This window comes from Streptomyces sp. SM10 (assembly GCF_002910915.1).
Taxonomy (GTDB): Bacteria; Actinomycetota; Actinomycetes; order Streptomycetales; family Streptomycetaceae; genus Streptomyces.
The window spans coordinates 33285-53965 of sequence record NZ_NEUF01000160.1; the positions used below are offsets into that span (position 1 = coordinate 33285).

At 68.4% G+C, this 20681-nt stretch carries 20 protein-coding genes and 1 pseudogene; 8 read left to right on the forward strand and 13 right to left on the reverse strand.

Annotated features, from left to right (window positions below; genetic code table 11):
• The first annotated feature begins 45 nt into the window (after nt 1-45).
• Nucleotides 46-468, forward strand: coding sequence for an arsenate reductase ArsC (locus B9S57_RS25720; protein ID WP_103759602.1), 423 nt, complete (start codon nt 46-48; stop codon nt 466-468).
• 99 nt (nt 469-567) lie between these two features.
• Here the strand turns inward: B9S57_RS25720 and B9S57_RS25725 are convergent, their stop codons facing one another.
• The 10 genes from B9S57_RS25725 to B9S57_RS25770 all read right to left on the reverse strand — a co-directional run bounded on the left by B9S57_RS25725 (nt 568) and on the right by B9S57_RS25770 (nt 12665).
• Nucleotides 568-2049 (reverse strand): polysaccharide lyase 6 family protein, encoded by a 1482-nt coding sequence (locus B9S57_RS25725; protein WP_103759603.1) that lies wholly within the window; start codon nt 2047-2049, stop codon nt 568-570.
• Between the two features lie 320 nt (nt 2050-2369).
• Entirely contained in the window at nt 2370-3149 is a 780-nt protein-coding gene (locus tag B9S57_RS25730; protein WP_103759604.1) for a polysaccharide lyase family 7 protein, read from the reverse strand.
• Nucleotides 3150-3199: 50 nt separating this feature from the next.
• Nucleotides 3200-4273 (reverse strand): DUF1565 domain-containing protein, encoded by a 1074-nt coding sequence (locus B9S57_RS25735; RefSeq protein WP_103759605.1) that lies wholly within the window; start codon nt 4271-4273, stop codon nt 3200-3202.
• Nucleotides 4270-4857: a hypothetical protein gene (locus B9S57_RS25740; protein ID WP_103759606.1), complete on the reverse strand. Its 588-nt coding sequence runs from the start codon at nt 4855-4857 to the stop codon at nt 4270-4272. The genes B9S57_RS25735 and B9S57_RS25740 overlap by 4 nt, the downstream gene beginning before the upstream one ends.
• Before the next feature lie 24 nt (nt 4858-4881).
• A complete protein-coding gene (locus tag B9S57_RS25745) occupies nt 4882-6909 on the reverse strand; it encodes a heparinase II/III family protein (protein WP_103759607.1) in 2028 nt (675 codons plus the stop codon).
• Nucleotides 6910-6917: 8 nt separating this feature from the next.
• A complete protein-coding gene (locus B9S57_RS25750) occupies nt 6918-8675 on the reverse strand; it encodes a heparinase II/III family protein (RefSeq protein ID WP_103759608.1) in 1758 nt (585 codons plus the stop codon).
• A complete protein-coding gene (locus B9S57_RS25755; RefSeq protein WP_103759609.1) occupies nt 8663-9430 on the reverse strand; it encodes an SDR family NAD(P)-dependent oxidoreductase in 768 nt (255 codons plus the stop codon). The genes B9S57_RS25750 and B9S57_RS25755 overlap by 13 nt, the downstream gene beginning before the upstream one ends.
• Before the next feature lie 40 nt (nt 9431-9470).
• On the reverse strand, nt 9471-10397 hold the full coding sequence (locus B9S57_RS25760) for a carbohydrate ABC transporter permease (RefSeq protein ID WP_181011468.1): 927 nt from the start codon (nt 10395-10397) through the stop codon (nt 9471-9473).
• Nucleotides 10387-11325: a carbohydrate ABC transporter permease gene (locus tag B9S57_RS25765; RefSeq protein WP_258036597.1), complete on the reverse strand. Its 939-nt coding sequence runs from the start codon at nt 11323-11325 to the stop codon at nt 10387-10389. Before B9S57_RS25765 ends, B9S57_RS25760 begins: the two co-directional genes overlap by 11 nt.
• 50 nt (nt 11326-11375) lie before the next feature.
• Complete coding sequence (locus B9S57_RS25770) at nt 11376-12665, reverse strand: ABC transporter substrate-binding protein (RefSeq protein ID WP_103759611.1); 1290 nt, start codon at nt 12663-12665, stop codon at nt 11376-11378.
• Between the two features lie 158 nt (nt 12666-12823).
• On the opposite strand from B9S57_RS25770, the gene B9S57_RS25775 reads away from it, so the two are divergent.
• Nucleotides 12824-13912, forward strand: coding sequence for a LacI family DNA-binding transcriptional regulator (locus tag B9S57_RS25775; RefSeq protein ID WP_103759612.1), 1089 nt, complete (start codon nt 12824-12826; stop codon nt 13910-13912).
• A 233-nt stretch (nt 13913-14145) separates the two neighbouring features.
• Nucleotides 14146-15501, forward strand: a complete 1356-nt coding sequence (locus tag B9S57_RS25780; RefSeq protein ID WP_258036598.1) for an MFS transporter — start codon at nt 14146-14148, stop codon at nt 15499-15501.
• Nucleotides 15502-15572: 71 nt separating this feature from the next.
• Here B9S57_RS25780 and B9S57_RS25785 read toward each other — a convergent pair whose 3' ends face one another.
• On the reverse strand, nt 15573-16205 hold the full coding sequence (locus tag B9S57_RS25785; RefSeq protein ID WP_103759613.1) for a GNAT family N-acetyltransferase: 633 nt from the start codon (nt 16203-16205) through the stop codon (nt 15573-15575).
• A 217-nt stretch (nt 16206-16422) separates the two neighbouring features.
• Here B9S57_RS25785 and B9S57_RS35820 point away from each other — a divergent pair.
• Nucleotides 16423-16627, forward strand: a pseudogene (locus B9S57_RS35820) (MBL fold metallo-hydrolase); the annotation flags it as partial.
• Between the two features lie 162 nt (nt 16628-16789).
• Here the strand turns inward: B9S57_RS35820 and B9S57_RS25795 are convergent.
• Nucleotides 16790-17410: a TetR/AcrR family transcriptional regulator gene (locus B9S57_RS25795; protein ID WP_103759614.1), complete on the reverse strand. Its 621-nt coding sequence runs from the start codon at nt 17408-17410 to the stop codon at nt 16790-16792.
• A gap of 109 nt (nt 17411-17519) precedes the next feature.
• On the opposite strand from B9S57_RS25795, the gene B9S57_RS25800 reads away from it, so the two are divergent.
• On the forward strand, nt 17520-18179 hold the full coding sequence (locus tag B9S57_RS25800) for a peroxiredoxin-like family protein (RefSeq protein ID WP_103759615.1): 660 nt from the start codon (nt 17520-17522) through the stop codon (nt 18177-18179).
• Nucleotides 18180-18582: 403 nt separating this feature from the next.
• Here the strand turns inward: B9S57_RS25800 and B9S57_RS25805 are convergent, their stop codons facing one another.
• Nucleotides 18583-18981: a DUF302 domain-containing protein gene (locus B9S57_RS25805; RefSeq protein ID WP_103759775.1), complete on the reverse strand. Its 399-nt coding sequence runs from the start codon at nt 18979-18981 to the stop codon at nt 18583-18585.
• Between the two features lie 163 nt (nt 18982-19144).
• Between B9S57_RS25805 and B9S57_RS25810 the strand changes: the two genes are divergently transcribed.
• From B9S57_RS25810 to B9S57_RS25820, 3 genes are all read left to right on the forward strand, one after another.
• Nucleotides 19145-19345 (forward strand): hypothetical protein, encoded by a 201-nt coding sequence (locus B9S57_RS25810; RefSeq protein ID WP_181011469.1) that lies wholly within the window; start codon nt 19145-19147, stop codon nt 19343-19345.
• Between the two features lie 291 nt (nt 19346-19636).
• Entirely contained in the window at nt 19637-20149 is a 513-nt protein-coding gene (locus B9S57_RS25815; protein WP_103759776.1) for a cupin domain-containing protein, read from the forward strand.
• A gap of 137 nt (nt 20150-20286) precedes the next feature.
• On the forward strand, nt 20287-20538 hold the full coding sequence (locus B9S57_RS25820; protein ID WP_103759616.1) for a hypothetical protein: 252 nt from the start codon (nt 20287-20289) through the stop codon (nt 20536-20538).
• Nucleotides 20539-20681: the final 143 nt, after the last annotated feature.

The window sequence follows — 20681 nt, forward strand, 5'->3', positions numbered from 1 at the left end:
CATTGGCGGCCGAGTTCCGCCGTGCGACGGAAGAGAACCATCATCATGACCGAGTCCCCCCGCAAGCCGTCGGTCCTGTTCGTGTGCGTCCACAACGCCGGCCGCTCCCAGATGGCCGCCGCCTGGCTGACCCACCTGGCCGGGGACCGCGTCGAGGTCCGCTCCGCGGGCTCGAACCCGGGCGACGCGGTCAACCCCGCCGCCGTCGAGGCGATGACCGAGGTCGGCATCGACATCTCCGCCGAGACCCCGAAGATCCTCACCGTCGACGCGGTCAAGGAGTCGGACGTCTGCATCACCATGGGCTGCGGCGACACCTGCCCCGTCTTCCCCGGCAAGCGCTACCTGGACTGGGATCTGGAGGATCCTGCCGGCCAGGGCGTCGCCGCGGTACGCCCGATCCGCGACGAGATCAAGGTCATGGTCGAGGGCCTGATCAACGAGATCGCGCCGGAGCCCACGGCATGAGCGCGATGCGCGACCTCGCCACGACGAACGTGCCCTCGATGACATCGGTGACTGCCCGCCACACCTCGTGGTGCGGCGGGCAGCGCTGTTCCGGCCCTGTCAGGGAGCGCCGATCCCGACGTCGGCGGAGTTGAGCGGCTTGTGGACCACGGTGCCGGTGGACAGTTCGTCCGCTCCGACATCGGCCGTTGCACTGCGTGACTGACCGTCCATGTCCTCGGTGAGGAAACCGTAGTTACCCGACGCGGCGTTCACCGCGGGGCTACCGGTGCCGAGGCGGTACACCTCACCCTGCTTGGCCAGGAGCGGGTTCACGGTCCGGACGCCCGTGGTGACCCCGATGGTGGCGGAACCGGTCGGCCAGCCGATGTTGCCCGCGTACGTCATGTTCTTGGGCGTCTTCAGCTCGTTGAAGAGCTTGCCGGAAGAACCGACGACGATGTTGTCGGCGACCAGGCTGTCGACCGGGGCGAGACTGTAGTTGGCGCCGATCTCGATGTTCGAGACGTTGTTGACGAAGGTGTTGTGCACCGCCGTGGCCCGGTACACCCGCCAGTGCGAGGAGAGCGCGCCCGAGGTGTCGACGTCCCCGCCGTCGAGTTGCAGCGCCGCGTCGTAGCCGCTGCCGGTCAGCCCTTCGAAGTGGTTGTTGTAGATCTTGTGGTCCTGGCCGTAGACCCGGACACCGCCGGTGCCGGCCTTGCCGCCCCCGAAGAAGAAGTTGCCGTGGACCTGACTGCCGTTGCCATGGCGCAGGGACACGGCGCCCTGTGATGTCCGGAAGGTGTTGTACCGGACGGCGTTGGCGTTGCTCTTCACGGAGATGATCTCGGGGTCGCCGTCGCAGTCCTCGAAGAGGTTGTTCTCGACCGTGGTGAACCCGTCCGACTGGGAGATCGCACTCCAGCCGACCCGGATCGCCTCCATCTCGTTGGTGGCACGCGGACCGATGTCGCGGAAGTGGTTGTAGTCGATCAGGTCGTACTGCGACTGCTGGGTCGAGGACCCGTCGATGGTGATGAAGTTGCCGAGCTGGTGCTTCTCCTCGAACAGGTTGTGATCGATCCGGTTGTGGTGGCTGTTGGCTCCCTGGATGATGATCCACTTCAACGAGCTCGACTCGGTGAGCCGGAAGTGGTTGCGAGTTAACCGAACGTGGTGCGAACTGCTGATCTTCAACGTGTTGCTGTTCGTCCACTTCAGCCCGGAGAACGTCACGTACGACGACTTGAGAACCTCGAGCTGCCCTCCGGTGATGATCGCCTTGCCCTGTTGGGCGGCCATGATCGTGATGGGTGCGCTGGAGGTGCCGTTCTTGGCGTCGAGCTTGCCGATGGAGTAGGAGCCGTTGGCGAGGACGATCGTTTGACCGGCCACGGCCTTGGCCATCGCGGTGGCCAGCTGCGTCGACGACGAGACGTTGACGATGGTGGCGTTGGCCTGTGGGGTCGAGGTCGTGCTCGGGGTGAGCGATGACGCGTCGGCGTTGGATGCGAGAGCGGGTGCTGCGGCGGTGAGGGCCGTGATCGTGAGGGCCGCGACGGCGATCGCGGCGTGGGTGCTGAGCTTTGATCTGTTCACGTGGTTTCTCCGCACGGTAGAGACGGGCATGCGATGTCGAGCAACCCGGCGCTGGACAAGAAGGCCGTCCCGGTGCTGATGGGACGGCCTGCGGTGCTTGCGCGTGAGGGCTGTGGTCACGCCGGCCGGCGGAGGCCGGGTGACGATGAGGTTGCAGTCGATGACCTGTATCGGTGAGGTGCGAATGCGCGGCGCGGACCCCGGTCCACGGTGCCCCTCACCACGCGCACCGGTGGCTTGTGGGGCGGAGATCCGCGCCGCTCGTTGTACCGTGCTGCGAGGTGCCGGGCCTCCCACTCCGAGGCCCGGCACCCCTTGCGTCAGGAGTGGGTGACCTTCAGGGCGTAGACACTCACCTGTCCGTAGTTGGAGCTGCTGCACGGCGAGGAGTTGTCGCAGTTGGCCTGGGTGTAGGCGCCGGCCTTGAAGTAGTTGCCGGACGCCGTGTGCGCGATGGTCGTCTGGAGGACGCCGTTGTAGTACACCTTGATCTTGCCGCCGCTGACGACGAACTTGCCCTCGTAGACCGTGTTCAGCTTGTAGTTGCTGGTGACGAGCTTGTAGTGCGTGTCGTCACCCTTGGTGATGTACAGGCTGGTGTCCTCCAGGCGGAAGACCGTGACGTCGTCGTCCGAGTCGTGGATCTGTGCGCCGACGACGTGCGGCTTGGTGCTCGGGAGCTTGTTGAACGCCTCCCGGAAGGTGAGGGTGTGGGTGCCCGAGCTCGCCGACCAGGAGGCGTTCTCCGTGCCGTTGTCCGCCATCTCCCGAAGTTCGGAGCGCGCGTAGCTGGAGCCGGAGGTGGTCACGCCGTTGACCGCGGAGCGGAACTGCACCCCCGTGCACGCGGCGTTCACCATGAACCAGGGGTTCGAGGAGTACGTCGCGAGAGCGGGCTGCTTGATCTCGGTCGGCGAGCCGGAGGACCCGGTCGGCAGGGTCTGCTTCCAGTTGGTGAGGTCGAGCTTCTGGGCGGGGTAGTCGCACGGGGCAGCCGCGGCCGCGGTGCCGGAGGCGACGATGGGGGCGGTCAGTGCCGCGAGAGCGGAGAGTGCGGCCACTCCGGCCGTGGTGAGCGTGCGCTTGCGGGTGAGACGCATGTCAGCTGTTTCCTTACGGTTGGTTGTGTCGGGTGCCGTGTGTGGTGCGGTCAGCAGGGGCGCGACGGGACGTACTCGTTCCCGTAGGTTCCTGTCGCGTCGCCGCCGGTGTTGCCTACCAGGGTGTTTCCGCACACCTGGCCCTGCGGGGTGGCTTCGAACTTGATGCCCCCCGCAGCGTTGGAGAGGAGGACGTTGCCCTCGATGGTGTTGCGGGTGCCGTCAGCGGGGGTGTCGCCGCCTACCCGGACCCCGGCGCCGACGTTGTCGTGGCTGCGGTTGGCCCGGAAGGTGTTGCCGCTGCCGCGCGCGTCGAGGCCGGCCGAGTTGGGGTCGCGCTGGCCCGTGCAGTCGTTGCGTTCCACCAGGTTCGCGGTGGAGTTCTCCTTGATGTCCACGCACTCGTTGCCCTGGGTGTTGATCAGGTTGTGGTGGATCCAGTTGTCACGGCTGACGTCCGGCCGGTCGTCGGGCGCACCGTTCATGCCCTGCTGCTCGGGCGCCGTCCCCAGGTAGATGCCCTCGCCGACCTTGCCGCCGTCGTCGAAGCGGAAGTCCCACACCCCGCAGCCGGTGATCCGGTTGTGGGCGACCTCGGCGCCGGTGATCAGGTAGCGCAGCCGCACACACTCCTCCCCCGCGTTACGGAGGTTCATACGGGTGATGCGCAGACCGTCCACCCCGTCACCGGCTGTCGTGCCCATGACATATATGAGCTTCTTGCGGTAGCCGGACTTCTGCGTGGGGTCGCCGATGAGCCCGTCGACGGTGAAGCCGGTCAGACGAACGTCGTCGTGCTGGATCTCGGCGACGGCACGGCCGGTGCCGGAGCCCTGGACGACAGCGGACGCGGGGCCGGTGACGGTGACGCCGGAACTCCGGCTGACGAAGTCCTGGAGGTAGCGGCCGGGGGCCAGATGTACCGTCGACCCCGGCCCCGCCGCGTCCAGCGCCCGCTGGATGCCGGCGAAGGGCGAGCTCCGCGTGCCGGTGTTCGTGTCGCTGCCGCGCGGAGAGACGTAGTAGTCGTGGACGCTCCTGGGCACGCCCGCCGATGCGGCGGGCGCCGCCGCCAGTAGGGCACCTAACGCGGCTGAAGCGGCGATGCAGCGGGTGAGTCTCATACCGGTCTCCTCGAATCCGTGGGTGTGAGCAGGGAGAGGGCCAGGAGCAGGGGAAGGGTGGGGCCGAGCAGCAGAGGCCCCAGGGGGATCGGCAGCACGGCGAGCGGGGCGAGCACGAGGACCAGCAGCAGGGCGGCTGTTCGCCTCGGTGAACCGAAGGCCAGGACGGCCGCCCTGCGGCGAGGTTCCGCGTCCGCGCCGACTGCGCTGACGGCGGCCAGCGACAGGGCGTACACAGCCGCCGCGGCCATCAGCCCCACCTGGACGGGAAGCAGCACCAGGCCCGTCGCGCTTCCCGTGTCCAGGAGAAAGAGACAGTTCAGGGTGAGGACGACGAGCACGGCGGTGGCGAAGAGGCTCTCTCTCCACAAGGCGCGCCAGAGCCGTGGGAAGGCGCGCAGCGTTCCGGTGAAGGGGCGTCCGGCCCCTTCACCGCGCCAGTCCTGCAGCGCGCTTCCCGCGGCGGCCAGCGCCGGGAGCCAGGTGACGACTCCCAGGGCCAGCAGGCAGAACGCGGCGCCTGCCAGCGCCGGCTGTGCGACGAACTCCATCGCCCGCAGTGCACCGCGTTCCCAGCCCTTCATGGCGTGCTCCCTCTTCCCGATCGGTCAGATGTTCAGAAGGCCCGTGAACGGCTGGTCGGCCCGCAGCTTGCTACTGCCGTCGAGCTCGACGCTGCGCGCCCCCACGGCCGCGAGGTGCGTACCGGAGAGGAGAACCGCCGCCGCGTCGGCGCGTACGCGCTCCGTCTCGATGACCCCCGTGCTCGGGGCGAGGAGGACGAGCTCGCTCTCGGCGCCCTCGCCGACGGACACCGCGTGTCCCTGGTCCGAGGGCAGGAGCACTGCCCGGACCGGATGCGGGTCGAGCGACCCTGCACTGTCGAGGACGGTCAGGAACGTGGCCGTGCTGGTCCTCGGGGTCGTGAGACGCAGGGTGTGCATCGTCTTGCTGACCTTGAGGCTCGGAGTACTGGAGGTGGGGTTCGCCTCCACCTCGGTGCGCTCCTGGGCAGCCGCGGCGTCCGTGGGCAGGAGCCGGGTGAGCCGTGCGCTGCCGGGCCCCGACTCCAGCCGCCAGCCGTCCGGGTCCAGCTGGGTGGTGGGCCAGTCGGTGTGCAGCAGGTAGGCCCACTCGCGCGGTGAGTCGGCCTCGAGCTCGTCGAGGATGACGACACGCCCGCGCGGAGTCACCACCAGCGTACGGTCGATGCGCCGCACCCCCAACCCCTCGGAGAACATCGCCGCGGACTCCGACGTGGCATGGGCGAACCCGCCCTCCGCGAGCACGTCCCGTACGCGCGCCCGGCGCTCGTACGGTATGCCTTCGTACACGTGGTAGCGGCCCTCGTCCGCCCACCCCTGGCCGTCGACCAGGATCAGGTTGTGGTGCCCGGCGCGCTTCTGGTTGCTGTACCCCTCGTCCACCGCGAGGAAGGCGCCGTGCGAGTGCAGGACGAAGGCGCCGGCATCGGGGTGGTGGTGGCCGGCGCTCATCGCGTCCCAGCCGCCCGCGGCCTTCAGCCGGTGTCCCTCGTCCCAGGCACGGTGGCCGCCGCCGGGCGCGGCCTTGAAGCTGACGCAGGTGGCGGCGTTGTCCCAGCCCGTGCGCGCCGTGATCTGCCCGAGGTCCGGGAAGTACGCGGTGAGGGGCTCCCGGTCGGGGGCGACGGGCACCACCTCCGGGTCGTACCAGAGCAGTTCGAGGAAGGCTTCGGGCATGACACCGGGGCGCACACCCGACTCGTACGCCTCGCGCCAGAAGTGACGCTCCGCGACCAGATCGCCCAGCCACTGCGCCGTACCGTCCTGGAAGGCGGAGGCCAGGCGGTAGTAGAGGGCGACGCTGTGGCCGCTGCGCCGGTCATGGCAGTCGCCGTGGTCGATGTTCTCCTCGAAGCCCGGCGCGCTCTGGTGCAGGCGCCAGTGCGTGGTGTTGCGCAGGAACCCGCCCGTCGACCAGAGATCTGCCCCCTCCTGCTGCTGCACCAGGTCGGTGTGGATGGCGAGCCAGGGCACGCCGTACCGCCAGTAGACGACGCCTTCGGAGTCCGAACCGTCCTCGGGGAGCATCCCCAGGACCGTCTCCAGATTCGCCCGGGCCGCTTTGGTCCACTCGGGACGTCCCAGTGCGTAGCCGGCGGTGGCGATACCGGTCCAGCAGATCCAGTTGTGGTTCTGCCAGTAGGCGCTCGACCACCAGCTGCCGGTGGTCTCCTCGGCGTAGGAGTGGAGCCGCTCCCCCTGGAGTTCCAGTTTGGCCCGCAGGATCTCCCGGCGTTCCGGCTCCAGGTCCTCACCCAGCCAGGAGTAGGCGAGCGAGAGACCGTGCAGCAGCCAGCCCGCGTCCAGGTCGTGGTCGGGCATATGGGCCCGGCCCCAGTGGGGGAAGGCGACGCAGGTCGAGATCCAGCGCCACGCCTCCTCCAGATATCCTCGCTGCCCGGTGAGCCGGTAGGCGAGTGCCAGGTTGGCGGCGGCGGGCCCGAAGTAGGTGATGCTCGCCTCGGGATGCTCCGTGGGCGGCGACTGTCGGCGGTACCAGTCGCACTGTTCGTACAGTCGGCGCCACTGGGCGGCGCGCGCGCCGTTCAGCTCACTGCGGAGCAGTTCGAGTCGCCCTTCGAGAAGCAGCATGCGCGGACTCACCTTCCGATGGAGTGGGTGGCGACGGTTCCGTCGGCCAGATCGATGTGGACGGTTCGTTCGGACAGGCTCACCCGGCGGACGGGTGGCGTCGCTTCGGCGGACTGGTAGACGGAGACGAACACAGCGTGCCTGCCGGTGGTCGCCCAGTCGACTCCCCGGCATGTTCGCGCCGGGTCGTCGGCGGGGCCCGGGTGCGCGACGACGGTGAAGTCGGCCGGCGGACGTGACACGTGCTGCCCGGTCATGACCGCGCTCTCACTGTCGCCCCAGACGGTGCGTGCACGATCGGGGCCCTGGGCCACGACGTGGAGATCGGTTCCCGGGCGTAGCTGGGCTGTGAGCAGTCGCTCGTCGTCGGCTTCGAGGACGAGGATGTCGAGGAGGTACCGCGGGTCGGTGACGATCCGCCGGATGGCGGACACGCCGTCGTAGGCCCCGGTGCATCTGCCGGTGTCGCCGTCGAGGACTGCGTCGCAGGGCGCCTGCTCCGAATCGTCGACGCGGAAGGTCGGGTGGGCCTTCGTGCCGGCGTAGTACGTCCGATAGCTCCGGTGTGCGTAGGGGACCTGTCCCGGATCCGGCTGCCAGGCGGTGCCGTCGTCCGCGTAGAGGTAGAGGGACAGCTTGTCCAGGTGCCCGTGTCCCCCACCGTGCGGCCCGGCGTCCAGCAGCGCGTGGATTCCGGCCGAGCGGAACACCGAGTATCCCGCGTCCGGGAAGGACAGCCTCAGGGTGCGGGCGGGCAGCGAGGGTCCGCTGAACCAGCCTGTGAGGTCCGCGGGCAGCTCGGTGGCAGTGTCCCGGGCCGCGGCTCCGGCCACCGCGGCCAGGGGGGCGCCAGCGAACAACTGATCGGCCAGCGCAGCTACTTCGCAGATCTCGGCGGACTGCGCTTCCCGCCGGTACGGGCCGTCGTGCAGGGCCGGCAGGGTGCCGGCGGGAGTCGCGATGCCGGCCAGGGCCGTGATCATCGCGCCCAGGACTCCGGCGATGTCGCCGGGCAGCCGCTCGGGGCTGCTGCCCCGCAGGGCGAGGAGATACGCGTGCAGGACAAACAGGTGGTAGTAGGTGCTGCCCTCCCACTCCCAGCCGTCCTCGTGCATCGCCGTGCGCATGTGCTTGAACAGGCCGTAGTGATCTGCGAGTTTCACGGTGTCGGGTTCGACGCCCTCGATGGCGAGCGCCGCCGACCGGCAGCAGGTCTCCGCGGCGGCGAGCCATGCCGTGTAGTTGGAACGGCTCTCCCCCTTGTGCCGCAACTCCGCCCGCGCCTCACCGGCGGACTCCCCGAGTGACCGGAGGAAGGGCAGCAGGGCGCCGAGCTCGGCGCGCATCCCCCCGTGTGCGGCGAGCGTGCGTACGGCGTGGGAGACGGCCACCGCCCAGATGGCTTCGGTGAGGGCCTGGTGGAAGAGCCGGCCGTGCAGCATCCAGCCGGCCGCACCCGGGTGCGCGCTGGGAAGACCTGCGTACAGCTCCGCGTACTCCAGGAGCAGCCGCAGTGCCTCGGAGCGCTCGGCCGGGCCACCACAGGCGAGATGCCGCAGACGCTGGGCGGCAGCTTGATGGGCCAGTACGGTCCGCGCCCCGCGCACCGCCTCCGTGTCCACCCGGCAGCCGTACCGACACGCTGCTCCGGTGCTCGGGAAGGGGTCGCCGAGCAGATCGCCGTGGTCGAGCTCGACACCGTGTGACGGGCACACGTAGGCGTGCCACCAGCCGCCCCGCTCGCGTGTGATGGTCAGCGCGGCCATACACCACCGCCGATGTCGAGGGTGGCTCCGGTGATGTACCCGGCCTCGTCCGAGGCGAGGTAGACGGCCGCGCCGGCGACGTCCTCCACCGTGCCACCACGGCCGATGGGAAGCTTGTCGACGATGCCCTGCTGAGCCTCGGGCGAGGTGAACGTGTTATGGAACGTGGTCCCGCCGATGTACCCGGGGGCGAGCGCGTTGACGGTGACGCCGGTGCCTCCGACCTCCTTGGCCAGCCCCTTGGCGAAGCCGATCACTCCGGCCTTGGCCGCGGCGTAGGCGGCGGCTCCGGGGCCGCCGCCGTCGTGGGCCGCCTGGGAGGCCATCAGCACGAAGCGGCCCGAGGCGCCCGCCTCCTTCAGGTACGGCAGTGCCGCCCGGCACGTGCGGAAGACGGAGAAGAGATTGACATCGACCACACTGTGGAAGTGCTCTTCGCTCATCTCGGCGACCGGAACCCGGCCTACGAGGTGCCCCGCGTTGGCCACCACGATGTCGAGTCCGCCGAGAAAAGCGACGCTCTCGTCGACGAGTCGCGTGACCTCGCCGGGGTCGGTGACATCAGCGGCGAGACATGCGGACTTCCGGCCCATCGCGATGATCTCGGCCACCACCCTCTCGGCGGCATCGGCGGAGTGTCCGTGATGAACGATCACGTCCGCGCCGGCCCTTGCCAGTCCGAGCGCGACCGATGCGCCGATTCCGTGGCCTGCACCGGTGACGAGCGCTCGGCGACCTGTGAGATCAAAAGGCATGAGAATTCTCCATGGTTATGTCGAAAAGAAAGAGGCGGGGCTATTTGATGCCTGAGTTGGCGAACCCCTGGACGAAGTAGCGCTGGGTGAAGAGGAACAGCACCACCATCGGAACGGTGGCCAGCGTCGTGCCCGCCATCAGGTACGCCCAGGCGTTCTGGTCGGCCTGCTGGAAGGCGGACAGACCCACCTGGATGACGCGCAGGTCGGTGTCGCTGGTGATGATCAACGGCCAGAGGAAGTTGTTCCAGCTGCTCTCGAACGTGAGCAGTGCGACGGTGGCGATAGCCGGCTTGACCAGTGGCGTCATCACCCGTGCGTAGATACCGAACTCACCCATGCCGTCGATGCGGGCGGCCTCCTCCAGCTCACGCGGCAGGGAGAGGTAGAACTGCCGGAACAGGAAGATGGCGAACGGCGTCAGCGCACCCGGGACGATCAGACCCCACCAGGAGTCGAGCCAGCCGTGCCCGCCTCGCCCCAGATAGTCGTTCCCGCCGAAGAACGGAATGCCCTTGGCTATCAGGTACTGCGGAACGATCTTGGTGTACGTCGGAATCATCATGGTGGCCAGCACCCCCATGAACACCACGGTCCGACCCCGGAACGCCACTCGGGCCAGGGCGTACCCCGCCATGGACGCCAGGGCCAGGTTGAGCGCCGTGTGTCCGAGCGAGATGAGCAGGCTGTTCCTGAAGTACGTGCCGAAGGGGGCGTATTCGAGCGCCTCGGAGTAGTTGCTCCAGTCCCATACCTGCGGAAGCAGGTTGGGAGGATAAGAGGCCAGGTCGGGATCGGTCTTCAGCGAGGTGATGACCATCCACAGGAAGGGGACGACCATCGCGAGCGACACCGCCACGAGCACCAGGTGCAGGGTCGTCCTCCGCAACCGGCGGGCGAGCAGCGGACGGTTCGCAAGCAGGGTCCCGCGAGCCGTGGCCCCCCGAAGGAGCTTCTCAGCGGACATCGTCTTCCTTTCCGGTGAGACGCCGGCTGATCAGCATCAGCACCAGCAGGAACGCGAACAGCACCACGCTCTGTGCGCAGGCCGCGCCCATGTTGAACTCCTTGAACGCCGTGCGGTAGATCTCGTAGGTCATGACCGTGGTCGAGTTGCCGGGCCCGCCGTCCGGTGTCAGCACGTACAGCTGGTCGAACGCCTGGAAGGAGTCGATGATCGACACCACCAGCACGAAGAACGTCGCCGGCTTCAGCAGGGGCAGCGTGATGGAGAAGAACTGCCGGATCTGCGAGGCTCCGTCGATCCGGGCCGCCTCGTACACGTCCTCCGGCATCGCCTGCAGGGCGGCCAAGTAGATGAGCATCTTGATGCCGATGCCCTTCCAGATGCTGACGATGATCACTGCGGTGAGTGCCCAGTCCGGGTCCGCGAGCCAGGTCGGCCCGTCGATGCCCGCCCAGCCGAGCATGGTGTTGACCACACCGAGCCGTGGTTCGAACATCCACATCCACACGAGCGCGATCGCCACCGTAGCGGTGACATGCGGCATGAAGACGGCGGTGCGGTACCAGGCGGCGGCCCGCATCTTCACGCTGAGCAGGATGGCCAGGACCACCGCGATGGCCATGGCGACGGGCACGGTGAAGAAGGTGAACACCACCGTGTGCCAGATGGAGGCGTTCCACGTCTCGTCGTTGAAGATCTCCTGGAAGTTGTCCAGGCCGTTGAACGTGACCGTGCCGGCGAGGATGTCGTAGTCGGTGAAGGCCAGCGCGAAGGTCGCGACCACGGGAATGCCGATCCACCAGACGAGGTGAATGACCGAAGGCGCGAGCATGAGCACCGCCGCCCGGCGCCGGTCGTGACCGAACTTCTTCGCACGGGGCGGGCGCCCGCTCCGGGAGGGCGCCGCACGCTTGGTGGAACGATGCACTACCGGCCCGTCCCTGCTGGTATCGGCGGCCGAGCTTGTGAACGTCGGCATCAGGCCCCCTTGGCGATGATCGCCTCGGCCTTCCCGGCAAGCCCGTGGAGGGCCTCGGCGGGAGTGGCCTTGCCGAGCAGGGCGCTTTCCAGCGCCGGCTTGAACTCCTCACGGATCTCGAGCCAGGTCGGCACCCCGCCCTCGGAGAAGGCGTGGTCGAGGTTGTCCACGGCGAAGGAGACGAGCTTGTTGCTCTTCACGTACGAGGAGTCGGCCGCGCTGAGGACAGCCGGGATGTTCCCACGTTGCTCGGCCGCCTGGGGCGACACCTTCTCGCCGGACAGGAACTCCACCAGCTTCTTGGCCTGCTCGGGGTGGCTGGTTTTCGCCGACATGGTGGCCAGCGTGCCGCCCTGGAAGAGCGCGGGACGCTGCTGGTTCAGCATGAATCCGGCGACCTTGTCCTCGGCGATCAGCTCGGGCGCGCTCTCGGAGATCTGCCGCCACATGTCGTTGTGGCCGATCATCATGGCCGACCGCCCCTGCACGAGAGGAGCGACGACGGCCCCCTTCTGGGTGAACCCGTAGTCCTCGATCTTGTCCGTACGGATGATGTCCACCATCCACTGGAGGGCGTCCACGGCTTCGTCGGAGTCGAGGACCGGCTTGCCGCCGTCGAACAGGTCGGCTCCGTGGGCCCACATCACAGGGAGGTAGGTCTGTCGGAGGTCGTTGCTGAGGATGTCGACGCCGGCCCGTGTCAGCTTGCCGTTCTTGCGGACCGTCAGCTCCTTCGCGATCTCCTTCAGCTCGGTGAGGTCCTTGGGCGGTGCGTCGATGCCCGCCTCGGCGAAGATGTCCTTCCGGTAGATGCCCATCCTGGTGTCGAGCAGGATCGGGCGGGCGTAGACCTTGCCGTCGTATACACCGGGCTGGGTCACACGGGGGTTGTACAGCCGGGCCAGTTCGTCCTCGGTCGTCTCCAGGTCGGCCAGAACCCCCTTCTCCGCGAAGGGCGGTATCCAGCCGACACCCATGAGCATGACGTCGTAGGGCTGACCGCCCACGATCGAGGTGGTCAGCTTCTCGTTGAGCTTCCCGTACTCGGTGTAGTCGACCTGGACGCTGACGCCGGGGTTGTCCTTCTTGAAGTCGGCAAGCAGGGACGTGAGGAGCTTCTGCCCGTCCGCGCGGTCGAAGATCGGCGTGAGCAGGCGCAGCGACGCACTGCCACCGCCCGACTTGCCGGGGGCAGCCCCGCCGCACGCGGTCAGTGCGGCGCCGGCAACCGCCGCGGCGCCCAGACCCAGCAGGCTTCGTCTGGACAGGGAAGAGGGATGTGAACGCATAACTGACTCCCGACAGCAGAGCATGCACTGGGTGGGTGAGACTTGCGTTGATCGCGGTGCACCGATTTACTGGTGCATCGATGCATGAGACTAGGAACACCCATACTTGATGTCAACATCGTGGAAACAATGGGTTTTCAAGGAGAGCGGGGGCAGCTGTGGCCGGAACAACGATTTACCAGGTGGCGCAGGAGGCGGGAGTCTCACCCAGCACGGTGTCCAATTTGCTCAACGGCCGCACCGGCAAGATGCTCCCGGAGACCAGGGCACGGGTCGAGACGGCGATCCGGCGTCTGGGCTACCGACCCAACCGGGCCGCCCAGCAGTTGCGTACCGGGCGGATCCAGATGCTCGGGCTCATCGTGCCGTCTGTCGCCAACCCGTTCTGGGGCACGTTCGCACGTCACCTCGAAGCCGCCGCCCTGGCCGAGGGTTTTTACATGCTCCTGTGCAACAGCGAGCGTGACCGAGACCGTGAGCGCCACTACGTCGAGGAACTCTGGGGCGACGGCATCGGCGGTGTGGTCCTGTGCTCCTCACTCCCGTCGCTCGACCACGTGAAGCCGACTGTCGAGGCGGGGCTCAGGCTGGTGGCCTTCGACCGCACCGCCCAACCCGGGGACCCGCACAGCGTGGTGAACATCGGGACGGACAACGTGCTCGGAATGCGCCTGGTCACAGAGCATCTGCTGGGGCTCGGACACCGCAGGCTGGCCTTCGTGTCCGGGTCGATCGGCAGCATCAACCGGGCCGAACGCTACAGCGGGTTCCAACAGGCCATCGAAGCCGCCGGCCTGCCCCCGGAGGCCGGGATCGTGTGGTCGGGAGCGGACACCCTGGACTTCGACGACCGGGACACGGCTGAGCTGGGACGCTCAGCAGCGCGCGAACTCCTGGCGGCCGCCAATCCACCGACCGCGATCGTCGCCATCAACGACATGTGCGCCCTCGGTGTCATCGCGGGCGTGAGGGAGGCTGGCCTGACCGTGGGCCGTGACATCTCGGTCGTGGGCTACGACGACATCATGCTCGCGAGCATGGCGATGCCCGGGCTCACCACCGTACGGCAGCCGGTGGAGGAGATGGCATCCACCGCGTTCACCAAGTTGAGACAGGGCATGGAGAGCACCGCTGACTCGGCAGGGCACTCCGTGCTCCACCGGCCCCGGCTCATCGTCCGTGACTCGACTGCCGCGTCGGCTGCCCTCGCCGTGAAGACTCCCGCGCACCAGGGCGGAACACGTTGAACGAGGACCCCTGAACCAGGAGTCCCGGGGAACCGCCCGACGGGCTCGAAACCGAGCCGCCTGGGCTACGGATCGCTGGTAGCGAACAACACTCTCCACAGCGGCGGTGGCCGGTCCACTGCCACAGCGCACTGACCGGCCGGGGCCGACCAGACATCCACAGCGGAGCCGATCCCGGGGACCTGCCCTCACGACACGCCTGCCATCCCTGCCGAGCCCTGGAGGCGATCCAGTTGAGTACGGGACGAGGAGCCGAATCCTCTTCCGCAGCCGCCGTCGGCGACGTTGCCGAAGCCCCCCTCTCCGGAGGATCCCTGTTCTCCTCGCTGAAGGTCAGGAACTACCGACTCTTCTTCCTCGGCCAGGTCGTCTCCAACAACGGCACCTGGATGCAGCGCATCGCCCAGGACTGGCTCGTGCTCAGCCTCACCGGCTCCGCAACCGCCGTGGGCATCACCACCGCCCTGCAGTTCCTGCCCCTGCTGCTCTTCGGACTGTACGGCGGCGTCCTCGTCGACCGCATGCGCAAGCGCCCCGTACTCGCCCTCACCCAGACAGTCATGGCGCTCACCGCTCTCGCCCTGGCCGCCTTCACGCTGACAGATCAAGTCCAGGTAGGGCACGTCTACGCCGCCGCGTTCGCAGTCGGCCTCGCGACCGTTCTCGACAACCCTGCCCGCCAGTCCTTCCTCTCCGAACTGGTCGGCCCGGATCAGCTACGGAACGCCGTCGGCCTCAACTCGGCGAACTTCCAGTCCGCCCGCCTCATCGGTCCCGCCGTGGCGGGACTGCTGATCACGGGCATCGGCACCGGATGGGCGTTCCTGCTCAACGGCCTCTCCTTCGTCGCACCCCTGACCTGCATGCTGCTGATGCGCACGGCTGAACTGCGCGCCGTCGAGCGCGCCCCGCGAGGCAAGGGACAACTACGCGAGGGACTTCGCTACGTCGCCGACCGCCCGGAGCTGCTGTGGACCATTGTTCTGGTCGGGTTCGTCGGTACCTTCGCCCTGAACTTCCCAGTCCATCTCTCCGCCTTCACCGACGACGCCTTCCACTCCGGTGCCGGTACCTACAGCCTCCTCAACACTCTGGTGGCAGCCGGCTCCCTGGCCGGTGCGCTGCTCGCCGCCAGGATCGGAACTGCAGGACTGAGACTGCCCTTCCTGGCCGCGCTGGCTTTCGGCATCGTGGAGATCGTGGCCGCCCTCACTCCGTCCCTGTGGAGCTTCGCTCTGCTCATGCTGCCCATGGGGCTGTTCGCCATGGTCGTCAACGTCAGCACGAACACCACCATCCAGACGTCGACCGACTCCACGATGCGGGGCCGTGTGACGGCCCTCTACATGATGGTCCTTCTGGGAGGCGCCCCCGTCGGCGCTCCGGTCGTCGGATGGATCACCGACACGTACGGGCCTCGCGTCGGCCTTGCGACGGCCGGCGCCGTGGCCGCCTGCACCGCCATGACAACAGGGCTCGTCCTGGCCAGGGTCGGCGGCCGTGGCGTGGCGATCGAGTGGAGCAGGCATCGCCTACGGGTTCGGATCACGTACCGGGAGTCAAGGCCGGAGAGAGAAGGCCCTGCATGACCCGAGCATCTACGCACGGGAATCCGGGGTGCGTCCGGACCCGCGGGCAGAACGAACCACATCCGACCTGGTCAGCCTTCGCCCTTGCGGCGCGCCGCCTCGTCCACGAAGGCCACCGCGGTGGACGGGTCGCCGGGCCCGTCCGGTGAGGGTCCAGCTGCGTCGACACCGTTCCGAGTTCCCGCACGCCACTCCTCTTCGAGGATGCCGAACACCAGGGAGTCCCGCCAGCCGTCCCGGATCCATGCCGTGTGTCGATGGTGCCCCTCGTACGTCATACCGAGCTTTGCCAGCACGCGGGAGGATCCAAGGTTTCGGGGGTCGCAGGTGGCGTGGATCCGGTGAAGCCCCAACTGGTCGAACCCGAGCGAGAGAAGCAAACGCCCGACTTCTGTGCCGATGCCTCGGCCCCATACCCGCGGATGCACGAGGTAGGAGATCTCACCCTGCCGCCGTGTGTGACTACGCACATGCAGCTCGCCCATACCGACGACGGCACCTCCGCAGCGGGCCACATGGGCGAACCGCCGCCGAGGTTCGTCCGACCACGCCGCGACCGCGGCCTTCACGAAGTGGCGCGTCTGATCCTCGGTGTTCGGCCCCCAGGGCTGGAAACGACAAGCCTCGGCGAGGCCGGCCCATGAGTGGACGTCCTGCCAGTCGTCGAAAGCGATCTTGTCCAAGGTCACCGAGTACTGGCTCATGGGTAGATCGTGTCAGACGGGTCGGGCAGGACGGCGCACTCAGGAAGCACGTCTGATCGCCCCTGGGCAGTGATCGCAGAAGGCGACGGAGCGGGATCGTCAACCCCCGCCGCCGCGTGGGCGTGGGCCTGGGCGGGCAGTGCTGTCCCTGCTGCTGGACGAGGATGGCCAGGGCGGCGATCGAGGTAACCGGCCGGGTGAGGCCGGCTGCGATCGCACCCCGGGCCACACCCCGCACCACGCCCTCCTACGCCCTGCACGAGGCTGGGCGCCCGGTGGCCGTCCCCCGCGGAGGGTCGCTGCTGATCGGCGCAGCGGGCCGCCTGGACCTGGTCCAACCGTGCCTGACCGAACAGCTCTCCCGCGCCGAGCTCACCTCCGCCCACCGCGTTGCCTCCGGCCTGCCGGACGAAACGGCGGTGCGGGGCGGAGTTCGGCCGAGTGCGCAGGTGGGGTCACCGGGCTGCTCCACTGGAGCAGGAGGCTCAGCATTCCGCTCGGCGGAGCGGGCTGAGGGCATGACGCAAAGGTGAACTGGCCGTCCGGCCTCTGGGCCAGGCCGACGGCCCCCGACCGTGTCGCTTTCATGTCCCGCGCAAGCACCCTGCTCCACCGTGCGGAGCAGTGATCGCGGCGACAGCCGCGGTGACGCCCTGGCGCAGTTCCGAGGCGTCCGCCCCGCATCGGGAGCGCAGGTTGACCCCGTGTGCCAGGAGTGCCAGGAACTCGGCTGAAGCCTCAAGGTCGACGCCCGGGTTCAGCTGTCCCTTCGACCGCGCCACGGCGAGTGACGCGTGCATGGCTTTCCGGAGCTTGTCGTTCTGGCGCTCCAGAACGGCACGGATGTCCGCATCAGCGTTCTCGGCGCCGACGTGCGCATTGGAGATCATGCAGCCCCACCGCGCGTGCTCACCGGAGCACCGGGCATCGACAAGGGAGAGGAAGAAGTCGGTGACACCCGGCAGTCCCCGCTCGTCCTCGGCGAGCCGTTCGAGGCTCGGGGCGGACCGCTGCTCGGTGTACCGCTCCAGCGCTGCCAGGTAGAGCCGACGCTTGCCGCCGAAGGTGGCATACAGGCTGGACCGGCTCAAGCCGGTCACGTCGACCACGTCCTGGATTCCCGTGCCGGTGACGCCCTGCCTCCAGAAGATCCTCACCACAGCTTCGAGGACCGCGTCCGGATCGAAGTGCTTGACATCAGGCATGCTCACCCACCCTTCCCAGCCACAGAGGCCCAAGATACTCGCCTCCCGCACGGAACGGCGCTATCTTGAACCGATCGTTCCGAGATTTGCGTACCGGAAGGAAGCTCCCATGGGCCTCAACACAGAACTCCGCGCCTTCTACACCAGCCGTCAGGCAGACATACCCGATCACATCCGAGCGATCATGGAACGGGCCGGCCGCGACCTCGCCGAATCCGGACAGGCCGACCAGGCACTGCCCGTGGGGCACAGGGCGCCCGACTTCACCCTGCCATCGGCGGACGGGGGGACGGTTCGCCTTGCCGACCTCCTGGAAGCCGGGCCCGTGGTACTGACCTTCTACCGTGGCGCCTGGTGCCCGTACTGCAACCTCGCCCTACGCTCCCTCCAGCAGCACCTCGACGCCATGACCGAGCGCGGAGCCCGCCTCGTCGCAGTCTCACCCCAGATCGCCGACGAGGCCCTGTCCGTCGCGCAGAAGCACGCCCTCACCTTCGACGTGCTCAGCGACGTCGGTTCAGGTACCGCCAAGCAGTACGGCCTCGCCTTCGACCTGACGGACGAACTCGCCGCCGTGTACGACGGCTTCGGCATGGACCTCCACCGCGTCAACGGCGGTCACGCGCAGACCCTGCCGGTCCCCGCGACGTACGTCATCGACCAGGACGGCGTTATCCGTTGGACCTTCGTGGACACGGACTACACCACCCGCGCCGAGCCCGCCGACGTCATCGCGGCTCTCGACGCGCTGGGCACTCCGACCGCCTGAACCCGGTCATCGCTTGTCGGCGCATCGCCAACTCGGGCGTGCCCACCGCCTTGGTCGCCCTCAACGGCTGCTGCTCGGAAGGCGGCGCGGCGGACCGCCACGGGAACCCTCCCGAAGGGGCTGACGACCTCGGCCCGGCGCCGCAGCCCTCCGGCGACGGAGAGGGCTGCGGCGCCTCTGATCCCGCAGCCTGAAGTTCACCGCCACCACGATCGGCGGAATCCGTTCGATGCGAGGTCCCCGCGGGCAAGCCCACGTCGGCGTCGACATCGTCCGGCGGACGATCGCCGGAACACTCGAAGATGCCGGCCCTGCCGTCCTCGCGGCTGGACTCCACCCGCCCGGCCGGCCACAGCGCGACATCTCCCCCTTTGGACCTGCACCACCCAGGGTGCGGGCGGCGCTATGCCTGCCGCTCGGCGAGGGCGGACAGGGCTGCGTCCAGTCGGCGGGTGGCGTCTTCGGCAATGGGCTCGAGGGCGTCCTGGCCGGTCAGAGTGACCATCGTGGCGGGGTCGAGGGCCTGGACCGCGATGCGCGCACCGTCGCTACGGACGACGACGTTGCAGGGCAGCAGCAGGCCGATGGAGCGGTCGACCTCGATCGCCTGGTGGGCGAGCGGCGGGTTGCAGGCACCGAGGATCAGGTAGTTCTCCATCTCGTGGCCGAGCTTCTCCTTGAGCGTGGCCCGCACGTCGATCTCGGTCAGAATGCCGAAGCCCTGGTCGGCCAGGGCCTCGCGTACGGCCCTCACGGCCTCCTCGAAGTCGCTGTCCACGTACACGGTGCGGCTGTAGGTCATCGTCATCGCCTCTTCCTCGTCCGCTGGTCCCACTTCACGCGGAGGTCTCCGGGTACCCGCCCGGTTACGACCACTTCCTCACGAAACATACCCCCCGGGGTACAGATGTCACGGTGAAGAAAGATACCCATCGGGGTATTTTCCACGCGAAAGGGGTATCCGCGTGTTCTTCGTTGACACCCTTGAGCTCGCCGCGGGCATCCGCCGGCACCCCGCCCGCCGGCTGTCCGCCGCCATCGGCACCGGCCTCGCCTTCTCCGCCGCCACCAACACCTGCGGCATGGCCGCCGCCCTCGCCGAACTCCCCCACAACCAGCCCCGCACCACCGACCTGGACGCCACACTGCGAGCACTGCAGGGCTGACGCACCGTCGACACCAAGGATCTGGGGGCCAGTTGGCCTGACCCCGCTCAGCGCCCTTCGGCCGTCGGCCCTGCCCAGAGCCACTGCCACGGGGTGAGTGGGAGGATCGGTGCCGGCCTCGTGGGCCTCGCGCCGCATCGCCGCGACGGCTGGGACGAGTGCACGCGTGGGACGTTCCGCCATCGGAACCCGGCGGGCAGGGCGCAGGCCTCCGTGTACGCAGCTGTCACCCGCTTGCCGGGTGAAGTCTCCGCAGCCCGTCCGGGCTGCGCCGTCGACGTGGAGGATCGTGTGCTCACAGCACAGCAGTGGATCGAGACCCTGGAACTCGAACCGCACGTGGAAGGAGGGTACTTCCGGCGTACCTTCCAGGCGGATCACCGCCCTCCGGTGAGGACCCGGCAGGGCGAGCGCCTGTTGCTCACCTCCATCCACTACCTGCTCACCGAGGAGTCACCTGTCGGGTACTGGCATCTCGACCAGTCGGACATCCTCCACTTCCATCACTCCGGCGCCCCACTCACCTACCACCTGATCCACCCGGACGGCCGGGCGGAGTCCGTCGTCCTCGGCCCTGACCCGTACCGCGGTCAGGTCCTGACCCTCGCCGTTCCCGGCGGTGTGTGGAAGGCGACCTGTCTCGGCGGCGGGGACCACGCCCTGATCAGCGAGGCGGTGGCCCCCGGCTTCGACTACGCCGACATGACGCTCGGCCGCCCCGACGAACTGGCCGCCCGCTTCCCCCGGCACGCGGCGCTGATCCGGCGCTACTGCCGTCCGGACTCCCCTCCGAGAAGCGACTGACCGGGGGCGTGCGTGGCCTGGAGCCCACGGCGGCGAACCGGGACGTACCGCGGCTCGGCCGCCCCGGCGTGCTCCTCCGTCGCTCCGCTTCCGTCCGGCCGACGTTTCGGTCATCGGCCGAGGGGCAAGCGGCGGTCATGGACAGAAATGATGACGTTGTGGAGACCCGCGGGGACGAACACCACGTGGTGCTGTCGGCGGACACCAACGGGGACGGCAAGGCCGATGTCTGGATGACGGACACGACCGGCGACGGCAAGGCGGACGTCTACCAGTTCGACACCACCGGTGACGGCGAGATCGACGTCACCATGGTCGAGCGCGCGGACGGGGCCGGCGAGGACCGCGTCGTGGTCGAGGGGGACGGCGGACATCCGGTGGAACCCTGAGCGCCCACGCACCTGGCCCACCTCCCTGCACCTGTGTCCGGGACTCCTCGCAGGAGTCCCGGACACAGGTGCAGGGACAGGCAGCGTGTGAGGCTCCTCGGAGGGCGCTGCTCCGACGTTCCGGTCATCGCTCCCATCCGGGC